General features: G+C 39.3%; 14 protein-coding genes. 9 read left to right on the plus strand and 5 right to left on the minus strand.

All coding sequences use genetic code 11. The features are described 5' to 3' along the window. Positions 1-47 precede the first annotated feature (47 nt). A complete protein-coding gene (locus tag HMPREF2805_RS09955) occupies positions 48-611 on the plus strand; it encodes a sugar O-acetyltransferase (protein ID WP_075232406.1) in 564 nt (187 codons plus the stop codon). A gap of 136 nt (positions 612-747) precedes the next feature. Here HMPREF2805_RS09955 and HMPREF2805_RS09960 read toward each other — a convergent pair whose 3' ends face one another. Further along, a complete protein-coding gene (locus HMPREF2805_RS09960) occupies positions 748-1,431 on the minus strand; it encodes a DUF4956 domain-containing protein (RefSeq protein ID WP_075232381.1) in 684 nt (227 codons plus the stop codon). Beyond that, positions 1,424-2,200, minus strand: a complete 777-nt coding sequence (locus HMPREF2805_RS09965; RefSeq protein WP_075232382.1) for a polyphosphate polymerase domain-containing protein — start codon at positions 2,198-2,200, stop codon at positions 1,424-1,426. The genes HMPREF2805_RS09960 and HMPREF2805_RS09965 overlap by 8 nt, the downstream gene beginning before the upstream one ends. A gap of 207 nt (positions 2,201-2,407) precedes the next feature. Here HMPREF2805_RS09965 and HMPREF2805_RS09970 point away from each other — a divergent pair, with 207 nt between their 5' ends. The 4 genes from HMPREF2805_RS09970 to HMPREF2805_RS09985 all read left to right on the plus strand — a co-directional run bounded on the left by HMPREF2805_RS09970 (position 2,408) and on the right by HMPREF2805_RS09985 (position 6,225). After that, entirely contained in the window at positions 2,408-3,628 is a 1,221-nt protein-coding gene (locus HMPREF2805_RS09970; RefSeq protein WP_049530158.1) for a carbohydrate-binding domain-containing protein, read from the plus strand. 133 nt (positions 3,629-3,761) lie between these two features. Further along, a complete protein-coding gene (locus HMPREF2805_RS09975; protein WP_042759577.1) occupies positions 3,762-4,478 on the plus strand; it encodes an ABC transporter ATP-binding protein in 717 nt (238 codons plus the stop codon). A 1-nt stretch (position 4,479) separates the two neighbouring features. Continuing rightward, the gene (locus tag HMPREF2805_RS09980; protein WP_006154045.1) at positions 4,480-5,562 is read left to right on the plus strand and encodes an ABC transporter permease; all 1,083 of its coding nucleotides are present in this window, start codon (positions 4,480-4,482) and stop codon (positions 5,560-5,562) included. Positions 5,563-5,601: 39 nt separating this feature from the next. Beyond that, positions 5,602-6,225 carry a TetR/AcrR family transcriptional regulator gene (locus HMPREF2805_RS09985; RefSeq protein ID WP_049530157.1) on the plus strand — a complete coding sequence of 208 codons (624 nt, stop codon included), beginning with the start codon at positions 5,602-5,604 and terminating at the stop codon, positions 6,223-6,225. A 162-nt stretch (positions 6,226-6,387) separates the two neighbouring features. Here the strand turns inward: HMPREF2805_RS09985 and HMPREF2805_RS09990 are convergent, their stop codons facing one another. The 3 genes from HMPREF2805_RS09990 to HMPREF2805_RS10000 all read right to left on the minus strand — a co-directional run bounded on the left by HMPREF2805_RS09990 (position 6,388) and on the right by HMPREF2805_RS10000 (position 7,895). Continuing rightward, positions 6,388-6,591, minus strand: a complete 204-nt coding sequence (locus tag HMPREF2805_RS09990) for a CsbD family protein (RefSeq protein ID WP_075232383.1) — start codon at positions 6,589-6,591, stop codon at positions 6,388-6,390. Between the two features lie 222 nt (positions 6,592-6,813). Then, positions 6,814-7,446 carry a DUF421 domain-containing protein gene (locus tag HMPREF2805_RS09995; RefSeq protein ID WP_075232384.1) on the minus strand — a complete coding sequence of 211 codons (633 nt, stop codon included), beginning with the start codon at positions 7,444-7,446 and terminating at the stop codon, positions 6,814-6,816. Continuing rightward, positions 7,443-7,895 (minus strand): DUF3290 family protein, encoded by a 453-nt coding sequence (locus HMPREF2805_RS10000; RefSeq protein WP_075232385.1) that lies wholly within the window; start codon positions 7,893-7,895, stop codon positions 7,443-7,445. Before HMPREF2805_RS10000 ends, HMPREF2805_RS09995 begins: the two co-directional genes overlap by 4 nt. A 188-nt stretch (positions 7,896-8,083) precedes the next feature. Between HMPREF2805_RS10000 and HMPREF2805_RS10005 the strand changes: the two genes are divergently transcribed. From HMPREF2805_RS10005 to HMPREF2805_RS11585, 4 genes are all read left to right on the plus strand, one after another. Then, the gene (locus HMPREF2805_RS10005; protein WP_075232386.1) at positions 8,084-8,848 is read left to right on the plus strand and encodes a nucleoside phosphorylase; all 765 of its coding nucleotides are present in this window, start codon (positions 8,084-8,086) and stop codon (positions 8,846-8,848) included. A gap of 33 nt (positions 8,849-8,881) precedes the next feature. Further along, on the plus strand, positions 8,882-10,261 hold the full coding sequence (locus HMPREF2805_RS10010) for a TrkH family potassium uptake protein (protein WP_075232387.1): 1,380 nt from the start codon (positions 8,882-8,884) through the stop codon (positions 10,259-10,261). Positions 10,262-10,274: 13 nt separating this feature from the next. Further along, entirely contained in the window at positions 10,275-10,940 is a 666-nt protein-coding gene (locus HMPREF2805_RS10015) for a potassium channel family protein (RefSeq protein WP_075232388.1), read from the plus strand. A gap of 157 nt (positions 10,941-11,097) precedes the next feature. Further along, the coding region (locus HMPREF2805_RS11585) for a YSIRK-type signal peptide-containing protein (protein ID WP_261676378.1) at positions 11,098-11,651 on the plus strand (554 nt) is incomplete at its 3' end.

Here is an 11,651-nt window from a genome sequence, read left to right on the forward strand (position 1 = left end):
TTTGCTCTTTGATTTTCATTGAGTATAAAAAACAAGGACATCAAGATATGAAAACTGAATATCAAAAAATGATCGCGGGGGAACCCTATCACCCATTCGACCCAGACCTCCGTTTTCTAGCACAAAAAGCGCGACAAAAGCAAGCAGCTTTTAATGAAGAAGTCGATCCAGTAAAAGGTATGGAAATCATCAAAGGATGGTTTGGTTCTACTGGTGAAAATCTCTACATCAACACTCGCTTGATGGTAGATTACGGGGTCAATATTCATCTGGGAGAAAATTTCTATTCCAATTGGAATTTAACTATGCTAGATGTTTGTCCTATAACCATCGGTGACAATGCTATGATTGGTCCCAACTGTCAATTTTTAACACCCCTTCACCCGCTGGACCCCGACGAACGAAACTCAGGACTAGAATTTGGCAAACCCATCACGATTGGTAAGAACTTTTGGGCAGGTGGTGGTGTCATTGTCCTACCGGGTGTTACTTTAGGGGATAATGTCGTTGCAGGAGCAGGAGCGGTCATTACAAAATCCTTTGGTGACAATGTAGTTCTAGCAGGAAATCCAGCGCGAGTTATCAAAGAGATTCCAGTCAAAGGAAATTAAAGGTTGAGATAGAGAAAATGAAGTCTTTTTCACAAGAGCTCTTTGGAATCGAAAAGTCTAACCAGTCTCAGTGTCAAAAACTTATTGCTAGCAAAAAACGAGGTCGGAATTTTTATCCCAGCCTCGTTTTTCGTCTTTAGAGATTTTTTCTCTTTTTAGCTTTTTTAGTCAATGCCACATCGCATTGATCAATATTTTGTGTAAGATAGCTAGTCACTTGGAAATCATCTGCCTCTGTTTTTAGCTCGACTTCATAGACAATGCTAAGGTTGTCCCCTGCATTTGTGCTATTGATCGTAATCATGTCAATTTCTAAGCAGAATTGGTCAAGAGCAGATTGGATAGCATCTTGAATCTTCTCTTGATTAGCTACCGTGATTGTTAAAAGTCTACGGCGTTGATTGTCAGTTTTGACCTGTTGATTTTCCAAAAGGAACCAAACACCCAAGATAAAGAGGGTGAAGAGAATAGCCAAGAAGAGATAGCCTGTTCCACAAGCCAAACCGATAATCATGGCAAGGAAAATAGCAATCAGTTCTCTTGAACCACTCGTTGCAGAACGGAAACGAATCAAACTAAAGGTTCCGGCTACAGCAATTGACGTACCCAAGCTCCCATTGACCAGAAAAATAACCAAGGTCATAAGGCAGGGAAGCAGAGTCAAGCTGATAGCAAATTCTCTGGTGTAGAGGGTCCGATATTTGTAGGTCCAAGTAAGTGCCAAACCGAGGACTAGACTGACTAGAAGTGCCAGCAGTAGTTGGAAGGGATCTGCACTTGCAGTGGCGTTGTTGAAAATGGAATTAAATAGATTAAGCATAAGCGATACCTACGCTTTCTATACTGGGACGTGGTGCATAAGGAAGCCCTTGAGATTTGTGGTAAGCACAACTGTATTTTGAAAATTTGTGTTCCATCAAACCATACTTGTCTAGAATATCTTGTAACCACTGAGGTTTGTTTCCAGGAGCTTTAATCTCCATAATCACAGTATTGTCATCTAATAGAGGAGCCCCTTGATTTCCTGCAAAGAGACTGACATTTTCATCTCTATAGATTAGATTTTGGTCAATGGTGATACGAATTTTATGATAGTCGTAGCCCTTGATGTATTTTTTTTCTTTTAATGAATAACGATCGTAGTAGATGTACATACGAGGCTTGATAGCCTGCTTGTAATCTTGGTGAAGCTTTTTCACTTTTTCAATGACGACTGTATCAGTAATGCTAGCATCCAGGTGCCCTTTTGTCATAAAATGAAGAATAGAAATAGGAGTTGAGAGTAGTCTAAACTTGCGACCAACTCCTTCTTGATCCTTGGTTTTGATTTCTAAAAATACTTGACTATCTGCTTTTGGTTGACTGAGATAGGTCCGCATCCGAACCTTCTCTTTTCGCTTATTTCCAAAATCATCATCTTGGAGCACATCAAAGTCTTCCGTATCGAAGTAGATATTTGAAATGGTTGAAATTGGATAGTCGTCTTCTACTAAATATTCCTTTAAATCTTGGATGAGTTTGTTTATTTTATCTTTGGAGACAACATATTTGGTTTCAATCCGTTTAAAAGTTGTTTCGATTGGTTTCATAAGTCCTTCTCCTCTAATCTTAGGTTATACTATTTTTAAACAAGGACGAGCTTGTTTGTCTAGGATTTTAAAGAGTTTATCTAAAACTTTTGTTAAATTTAACTTAATTGAAACTAAACTTAAGAAAACTTTCAGAAAAAGTTTAGGCTTATTTTAGGAAAGTCACGTAGACTAAGAGCATGTAAAATGAAAGTCGAGGAAACGAGCATGAAAGCAAAAAAATGGACATTCTTATTAACGAGTATAGCAACTCTAGCACTAGTAACAGCTTGTACCCAGTCAACTTCAAATACAACAGCTAGCAATACTGCGACAACGAAAACGACATCAACTACAGAAGCTAAGAAAACTAGCTATTTTACAGACAAGGACTATGATACTTCTTATGATGAAAAGACAGCAGCAACTGTAACCTTGTCAGAATCAACAGCGAAGGTATCAGGTGATGGAGTTGCCGTATCAGGATCTACCGTTACAATCTCCAAGGCAGGAACCTATGTCATATCTGGTCAATCCGACGGAGTTCAAATCAAGATTGAAGCCGAAAAGACTGATGATGTACATATTGTTCTAAAGGGTGTGACCATGACCAATACCAATGCTGCTATATCTGCAACATCAGCCGGTCATGTTTACCTAACTCTAGCAGATGGCACAACTAATAGCCTATCAGATTCAGCAACTAATAGTGACGAAAAAGCGGATGCAGCGCTCTTCTCTAAAGTGGACTTGACCATCAACGGTAAAGGAACTCTCAATGTAGATGGTAAGAAAAACAATGGTATCAAGGCAAATGATACACTTCACATCACAGGTGGAAGCTACAACATCACAGCAGTCGGGGATGCCTTTAATGTTAATGATGAACTCAACATTACCGGCACAACTATGACTATCGATGCCAAGGAAGACGGAGTTAAGGTCGACAATGATGAGGACACATCTGTAGGAACCATGTATCTCTCTGACAATACCATCACTGTTACTGCTGGAGATGATGGTATCCACGCATCAGGTGATTTGGTTATTGATAGTGGTACCTATACCGTTAAGAATTCTACAGAAGGGCTTGAAGGTAAGTCAATTACTATCAACGGTGGAGATATCGCCATCTATTCAACGGATGATGGTGTCAATGCAGCCAACAAAAATGCTCAACAAAGTGAAATTTTCTTCACTATGAATGGTGGGAACTTGACGGTTGAAGTTGGTCAAGGGGACACGGATCCAATTGACTCAAATGGTAACATTACTGTTACGGGAGGAACCATCAAAATGACTGGTCAAACTGGTTTTGACTTTGATGGAACAGCGACTCACACAGGCGGAGACATCTATTTCAATGGTGAAAAACAGACTGAGATTGTCAATTCGATACCTGGTGGAGGTGGACCTCAAGGAAATGGAGGCCCTGGTGGACGACCATAAAAAAATCTCCTTTCTCGAAAGAGAAGGGAGATTTTTTTTCAATTTTCTACTTTCTACTTGACAAGTGAGCGTTCACTCACTATAATAGTCTCATGATTAAAAAGTGAGTAAACACTCACCTGAGAGGATTCAAATGAAAAAATTGTTACATTTAAAAGATTTAGAAAAATCTTTTGGTCGTCAAATGGTCTTAGATCACGTTGGTTTTGATTTAAAGCCTGGAGAAATCATTGGTCTAATCGGTCCATCAGGTGCTGGTAAATCAACTATGATTAAAACCATGCTAGGAATGGAAAAGGCGGATAGCGGTATCGCTTTAGTCTTGGACCATACTATGCCAAATCGTCATATTTTAGGTGATATTGGCTATATGGCTCAGTCTGATGCTCTTTATGAGGCCTTGTCAGGTCAAGAAAATCTAGAATTTTTTGGTCAGCTAAAAGGGCTATCCAAAAGAGATCTGACAGCTGAAATTGCCCATGTGGCTCAAGTTGTGGATCTGACAGAGCATTTGAATAAAACGGTATCCGGTTATTCTGGAGGAATGAAGCGACGCTTGTCTTTAGCCGTCGCGCTTCTGGGGAATCCTCAGCTCTTGATTTTGGACGAACCGACAGTTGGAATCGACCCTTCTCTTCGAAAGAAAATCTGGAAAGAATTATTCGCGCTTAGAGACAATGGGGTAGGGATATTAGTTACTACCCATGTTATGGATGAAGCAGAGTTAACGGATAAGGTCGGCTTATTATTAGGTGGAAAAATCATTGCTTTTGATACACCGCAACACTTAAAAGATAGTTATCAAGTTTCAAGTATTGAAGAAGTCTTTTTGAAAGCAGAAGGAGAGTAAGATGAGAACCATTGCTATTGCTAAAAAAGTTATCAAAGAATTGCTTCGTGACAAACGAACCTTGGCTATGATGTTTGTAGCGCCGGTATTTATTATGTGGCTGATGAACCTCATGTTTTCAGCTAGTACAACCGTGAATGTCAAGTTAGCGACACAAGATCTACCAACTGGTTTGGTAACAAAAATGGATGAGCTCGATCATGTGGACGTCGAGACTTATCAAGACTTAGATCAGGCTAAAAAAGCTCTAGCTGACGAGAAAGTAGATGCAGTCATATCGTATAAAGATGGTGAGTATCAGGTCGACTACGCAAATACGGATGCTTCTAAAACAACTATGACACGACAAGTGTTACGAACAAGTATCGTCAATGAAGGCACCGATCAGTTATTATCTCGTGTCAAACAAGCTCTTCCACAATTGAAATTAGATGAAAAGGCGCCTGAAATCAAAGAATCTTACCAATATGGAGATAAAAATACTGGATTCTTTGCACGTATGATTCCAATTTTAATTGGCTTTGTGGTCTTCTTCTTTGTCTTTTTGATTTCTGGTATGGCACTGTTGAAAGAGCGAACAAGTGGAACCTTGGATCGCTTGTTAGCAACCCCAGTGAAACGTTCTGAAATCGTCTATGGCTATATGTTGTCTTACGGTATTATTGCGATTTTTCAAACGGCAGTTGTCGTTTTAGCAGCAATTTGGCTACTAGATGTAGAAGTTGTAGGAAATATTTTAAATGTTATAATAGTTAATGTGGTACTGGCTCTTGTAGCACTAGCTTTTGGAATTCTCTTGTCTACTCTAGCAAAATCAGAATTCCAAATGATGCAATTTATTCCTCTCGTGATTATGCCCCAACTTTTTTTCTCAGGAATTATTCCATTGTCATCCATGGGAGAATGGGCTCCAACTGTGGGGAAATTTTTGCCATTAACCTATTCTGGTGATGCAATAAGCCAGATTATTCTTTACGGACACAATCTTGGTGATATTTTGTCAAATCTTGGTGTTTTAATGATTTTCTTGATCATTTTAACAATTCTCAATATTGTTGGATTGCGTCGTTATCGTAAAGTTTAGAAATCAACATAAATAATGCTAAAAAGGTGTGAAGATTGGATGGATAAGACTGTTTTTGAATCGTTTGAAGATTACTTAGAAGAAGCGAATTACCCTCAAGGAAAGAAAAAAATCATGCAGGCAGCAGTGGATCTCATATCAACCAGGAGTTACCATGGGACCTCAACTCTTCACATAGCTGAGCGTGCTGGACTAAGCCAGGCAACTTTGTTTAAGTATTTTAAGACGAAGGATGATTTACTGACGGCTATTTTACATCCTGTAGTCCCAGGCATTCTCGGTAGTTTTTTTGAGGAACTCTTAGCTTTTGAAACGACAGAAGAGAGGGTTCGTTATCTCGTCCATAATCGTATGAGCTATCTCAAAAAAAATCGTGCCTTGATGAAAATCATTCTACAAGAGAGTTTTTCAAATAAAAAACTAAAAAATGAACAGATTTTTATCTGGAATGCTATTCAAGATAAACTTCGAGTGCTTCATAAGGAATTGCTAGCAGATCCACGTGTAAATCCAGAGATAACGATTCCTCAAATGGTTCGCATCTGTATAGGTCCATTGTTAGCTTACTTCTCTCAACTATATATCATTGGTGACAATGTCGAAATTAGTGAAGAGGACTTAGGCTTATTGGAAAAACAAATCTTAGGTGGTTTGTGGAAATAGGAGGAGTATAGGAATTAGTTCTTTTTGCTTTAGGTTGAGCAACACATCATAAGAAGTATTTTCTAATATTAAAAAACATAATAATTTAAAGAAAAAACTCTTATCCCTAGCATATTAACAGCTTGGAATAAGAGTTTCTTATGTTATTAGGACGAAAAAGAATTATTCTTCGTCTTTTTTAAAGATGTTTTTTACACCAGCTACTGCACCTTCGACAACTTCTTTTGCATCTTCAGCAACTTCTTTAGCTTTTGAAGCTACTTTTTCTGCAGCTCCTTCTGCTTGAGTTTTTGTATCGCCAGTTAGTTTACCAAAACCTTCTTTAACAGAACCTTTAGCTTGGTTGAATTTTTCTTCGATTGACATGGGGGATACCTCCGTTAAATTTTTGAATTATCTAAACTAATACTCAATGAAAATCAAAGAGCAAACTAGGAAGAGAGCCGCAGGTTGTACTTGAGTACGGTAAGGCGAAGCTGACGTGGTTTGAATTTGATTTTTGAAGAGTATAAATCAGATATTAATTTAAGTATATACCCTTTTATGCTAAAAAGCAAAAAACTGATACGAAAAGCATCAGTTTATTTTTTAATAGGTTACAATATTCAATTGACCTTTATCATATTCAGCGATAAAGATATTTGATACTTCTTCGAAACCTTCTTCTTTCAATTTTTCTGTTAACCACTCTTCAGTTTTACCAATGGTTTCTAGAATTTCAACTTGGACGACACCATCTGTGATGACTGGGTACTTAGGATTCTCGTCACCCATTCTTACAACAATTAGCTGTCCGTTTTGCTCAATCACAGCTCTCTTGACATCCTTCAATTGGAAAATTCCTTGGGCGCGCAATTTAAGAGCTACATCTGCAGCTGCAAGACCTTTTGAACGACAGGCTTCTGGATCTAATTTTCCATTTTTAATGATAATCGTAGGTTTTCCGTCAATCAGATGTTTAATGAAGGAAACATTAGTATTCAGCCATTTGAGGAGCAAAATGAGAATAGTCCAAATAATGAGGATAACAATGTATTGGATGATGGTGATTGAACTATTGTAGATGATCCCGCCGATAATACCCCCGAGAACAAAGTTCTGTATTTGGTCTACTGCAGAACTTGGTGCTAGATTTCCTTTACCTGTTACATTGATAACAAAAACAAGAGACAGAAGCCCCAAGGCCAATTTAATCGCAATTGTAGCAAAAAAGCTTATCATTTTTCAACCTCCACGAGTTCAACGTCTGATTTATACAGTTCCATTTTTTCTAATAAATAGCTATCTTGGTCAGTCCCGCTAATCGCACGATAAAAATTGTCGCCAACCTTAATAATCGCTCCATCAGTTATAGCCGAAGTATTGACATAAACATCTTTTTTATCAATACCTAACTCTTTTGATACAATCTCGATGAAGTGTAAGGAACTACGAAATTGATTATCGTTGGATTGACTGCTTTGAAGATTCGTAATGCTTATCAAAACGAATGCGATTAAGGTCAAAATAGAAATAATCGATAATTCACGGAACTTACTTCCTCTCTTATCTTGAAAAGCCTTAAATGCAAAAAATCCAGTCACGATAAGCAGTAAAGCTGATACAATAATCATGACCCAATTCTGTTGACTAATCTGACTGAGCACATAGTCATAGGAATAGAATTTCATAAGAACCTCCACTTTTTTTAAAAATTCAATCTATTATAAACTATTTCCTAAGCTATAGCAATTTTATTATGACGAAAAAAGCATTTAATTGTTGTTTCCTATTTAAATTCAATTTTTCTGAATTGTGACTCGACCTTGACTTTCTTTCTATTTTTGATACAATAGTAAAAATTTAGAGGAGGTATTCTATGATTCAGAAACACGCTATTCCTATTTTAGAGTTTGATGACAATCCTCAAGCAGTTATCATGCCTAACCATGAAGGCTTAGATTTACAGTTGCCAAAGAAGTGCATCTATGCGTTTTTGGAGGAGGAGATTGACCGCTATGCTCAGGAAGCGGGAGCAGAGTGCGTTGGGGAGTTTGTGTCTGCCACTAAAACCTATCCTGTTTATGTCATGAGTTACAAGGGTGAGGAAGTTTGTCTGGCCCAGGCTCCTGTTGGTTCTGCCCCTGCAGCCCAGTTTATGGATTGGTTGATTGGTTACGGTGTGGAGAAAATCATTTCCACTGGTACTTGTGGAGTACTAACTAGTATAGAAGAAAATGCCTTTCTGGTTCCGGTTCGTGCCCTGCGTGATGAAGGAGCTAGTTACCATTATGCACCCCCTTCTCGTTATATGGATGTGCATGTTCAAGCGATTTCTGCTATCGAGCAAGTCTTGGAACAACTAGGCATTCCTTATGAAGAGGTTATGACTTGGTCGACAGACGGTTTTTACCGAGAAACAGCTGAAAAAGTTGCCTATCGTAAGGAAGAAGGCTGTGCAGTTGTGGAGATGGAGTGCTCCGCTCTTGCGGCAGTAGCCCAGCTACGTGGGGTTGTCTGGGGAGAGTTGCTCTTTACCGCAGATTCTTTAGCCGATTTAGAAAATTATGATAGCCGCGATTGGGGTTCGGAAGCTTTTGACAAGGCCTTGGAACTCTGTCTTGAAATCGTTAGTCATATGTGACAGCTTTAACTGATTTTGTGGTACAATGTAGCTATGTTATTCAAATCATTTTCGGAAAAAATAAACACGACCTTGGGGCGTTTATCACCTGCTCGTCGAATTTTTTTAAGTTTTGCTTTAGTTATTTTCGCAGGCTCTCTCCTTTTGAGTCTGCCATTTGTGCAAGCAACAAGCTCCCAAGCGACCTATTTCGACCATCTCTTTACAGCAGTATCCATGGTCTGTGTGACAGGACTTTTTACCTTACCTGTCGCTTCGACCTACAATGTCTGGGGGCAGCTGATCTGTATGTTCTTGATTCAGATTGGTGGTTTGGGTCTCATGACTTTTATCGGAATTTTCTATATCCAGGGCAAGCAAAAACTCAGTCTTCGAGGTCGAGAAACGATTTTGGAGAGCTTTAGCTTCGAAGAAACCCAGTCTCTGAGGGATTTTCTACGTTCCATCTTCGTGACGACTTTTCTAGTAGAAGGCTTCGGAGCCTTTCTGCTAAGTTTTCGTTTTGTCCCCGAGTTTGGTTGGGGACGGGGAATTTTTACTTCCATTTTCGTAGCTATTTCAGCTTTCTGTAATGCTGGATTTGATAATTTTGGAAGTACAAGTTTAGTAGCTTTTCAAACTGATCCTTTGATTAATTTAGTGATTGCAGGATTGATTATTACAGGTGGCCTAGGTTTCATGGTCTGGTTTGATCTAGCTACCCAGTTAGGAAAGAAGAAAAAGCGTCGTCTTCGTTTCCATACTAAGCTAGTCCTCTTCTTAACAGCGGGGATTTTATTTGCTGGAACAGTTTCAACCCTCTTGATAGAGTGGAACAATTCGGGAACGATTGGCAATCTCAGCTTCCCAGATAAATTGCTGGTTAGTTTCTTCCAAACTGTCAGCATGCGGACGGCAGGATTTGCTTCTATTGATTTTACTCAGACTAGGCCTGTTACCTTGATGATCTATATTTTGCAGATGTTTCTGGGTGGGGCACCTGGCGGTACAGCAGGGGGACTAAAAATCACAACCTTCTTTGTCTTGTTGGTATTCGCACGCAGTGAACTTTTAGGGTTACCTCATGCAAATATAGCTCGGAGAACGATTGAACCTCGGACAGTCCAAAAATCATTCAGTGTGTTTATTGTTTTCTTATTGACTTTTCTGGTTGGCTTGATTTTACTAGGAATAACAGCAGAAGGAAATCAGCGCTTTATCTACATTATGTTTGAAACTATTTCAGCGCTTGCCACGGTTGGAGTAACTGCTAATTTGACACCAGAGTTAGGTAAGCTAGCGCTTAGTGTCATTATGCTACTGATGTTTATTGGGCGAATCGGACCTCTGACGCTATTAGTTAGTTTGGCTGAGTATCGACCAGATAAGAAAGATATGATCCACTATATGAAAGCGGATATTACCATAGGATAAGAAAGGATAAACTATGTCAGATCGGACAATCGGAATTTTAGGCTTGGGTATTTTTGGGAGTAGTGTTCTGGCTGCTCTCGCCAAGCATGATATAAATATTATCGCTATTGATAACCATGAGGAACGAATCAATCAATTTGAACCAGTCTTGGTGCGTGGTGTTGTTGGAGATATCACCGATGAAGAGCTCTTGCTATCAGCTGGAATTGATACCTGCGATACCGTAGTCGTCGCAACTGGTGAAAATCTAGAGTCTAGTGTTCTTGCAGTCATGCATTGCAAGAGTCTGGGTGTACCGACTGTTATTGCTAAGGTTAAAAGCCATACAGCAAAAAAAGTCCTTGAAAAAATCGGTGCAGATTCAGTCATTTCACCAGAGTTTGAGATGGGGCGTTCGTTGGCACAGACGATTCTCTTTAATAACAGTGTGGATGTCTTTCAGTTGGACAAGAATGTCTCGATTGTCGAGATGAAAATTCCACAGTCCTGGGCAGGGCAGAGTCTTAGTCAACTAGACCTTCGAGGACGGTACAATCTCAATATCCTCGGTTTTCGTGACTACGAAAATGCTCCCTTAGATGTACAGTTTGGACCAAATGATTTATTAAAATCGGATACCTATATCATGGCGGTGATTAATAACCAATATTTGGATACCCTAGCAAGCCTTAGTGAGTAAAAGAGGAATGACTATTCTTTTTTTCAACGACTATTGAGTCAATATAAGTATTTTATAAGAGGGATTTAAGAAAAATTTTAACTTTTTCTTAATCCTTTTTAATTTTAGGAGATTATACTAGAGTCATCAAATAAAGAAAAACTCTAAGGAGAATCCTATGAAATTCAATCCAAATCAGAGATATACTCGTTGGTCTATCCGCCGTCTTAGTGTCGGTGTTGCCTCAGTTGTTGTGGCTAGTGGCTTCTTTGTCCTAGTTGGTCAACCAAGTTCTGTACGTGCCGATGTGGTCAATCCAACCCCTGCTCAAGTTGGGCCAGATGCTACTTCGGTGAGTGAAAAGAGTGACTTACCAGTAGAACTTCTCAAAGAAGCAGTCGATACTGCTCTTCCTTCAGAACAGGCAGACTCAGCACCTAAAGCAAGCTTGGATACTACAAGCTCTCCAGAAAAAGTGAATGTAGCTGATACAGACCAAGTGGTAGCGCCAAAAGAAGAAGTGCAAGCAAAACCAGAATCTAAGAAAGAAACAGAGGATGCGGTTAAACCTGCGACAAATCCTGCGCCTACAGTTTCTGGACAAGACCGTGAAGCAAATGAAGCTCAACCAGCAACCACTCCAGCTGAAGTGCAAAAGGGCGTGGCCGACAACACTAAAGACACAGTAGATGTCCCAGCTACTTACTTGGACAAAGCCAACTTCCCAGGTCC

Origin of the sequence: Streptococcus sp. HMSC034E03 (assembly GCF_001811505.1) — a bacterium.
Lineage (GTDB): Bacteria > Bacillota > Bacilli > Lactobacillales > Streptococcaceae > Streptococcus.

Excerpts from the sequence above, each read along its gene's own strand:
- HMPREF2805_RS09955 (WP_075232406.1), top strand. The coding sequence starts at position 48 with ATGAAAACTGAATATCAAAAAATGATCGCGGGGGAACCCTATCACCCA.
- HMPREF2805_RS09960 (WP_075232381.1), bottom strand. The coding sequence starts at position 1,431 with ATGCTTAATCTATTTAATTCCATTTTCAACAACGCCACTGCAAGTGCA.
- HMPREF2805_RS09965 (WP_075232382.1), bottom strand. The coding sequence starts at position 2,200 with ATGAAACCAATCGAAACAACTTTTAAACGGATTGAAACCAAATATGTT.
- HMPREF2805_RS09970 (WP_049530158.1), top strand. The coding sequence starts at position 2,408 with ATGAAAGCAAAAAAATGGACATTCTTATTAACGAGTATAGCAACTCTA.
- HMPREF2805_RS09975 (WP_042759577.1), top strand. The coding sequence starts at position 3,762 with ATGAAAAAATTGTTACATTTAAAAGATTTAGAAAAATCTTTTGGTCGT.
- HMPREF2805_RS09980 (WP_006154045.1), top strand. The coding sequence starts at position 4,480 with ATGAGAACCATTGCTATTGCTAAAAAAGTTATCAAAGAATTGCTTCGT.
- HMPREF2805_RS09985 (WP_049530157.1), top strand. The coding sequence starts at position 5,602 with ATGGATAAGACTGTTTTTGAATCGTTTGAAGATTACTTAGAAGAAGCG.
- HMPREF2805_RS09990 (WP_075232383.1), bottom strand. The coding sequence starts at position 6,591 with ATGTCAATCGAAGAAAAATTCAACCAAGCTAAAGGTTCTGTTAAAGAA.
- HMPREF2805_RS09995 (WP_075232384.1), bottom strand. The coding sequence starts at position 7,446 with ATGATAAGCTTTTTTGCTACAATTGCGATTAAATTGGCCTTGGGGCTT.
- HMPREF2805_RS10000 (WP_075232385.1), bottom strand. The coding sequence starts at position 7,895 with ATGAAATTCTATTCCTATGACTATGTGCTCAGTCAGATTAGTCAACAG.
- HMPREF2805_RS10005 (WP_075232386.1), top strand. The coding sequence starts at position 8,084 with ATGATTCAGAAACACGCTATTCCTATTTTAGAGTTTGATGACAATCCT.
- HMPREF2805_RS10010 (WP_075232387.1), top strand. The coding sequence starts at position 8,882 with ATGTTATTCAAATCATTTTCGGAAAAAATAAACACGACCTTGGGGCGT.
- HMPREF2805_RS10015 (WP_075232388.1), top strand. The coding sequence starts at position 10,275 with ATGTCAGATCGGACAATCGGAATTTTAGGCTTGGGTATTTTTGGGAGT.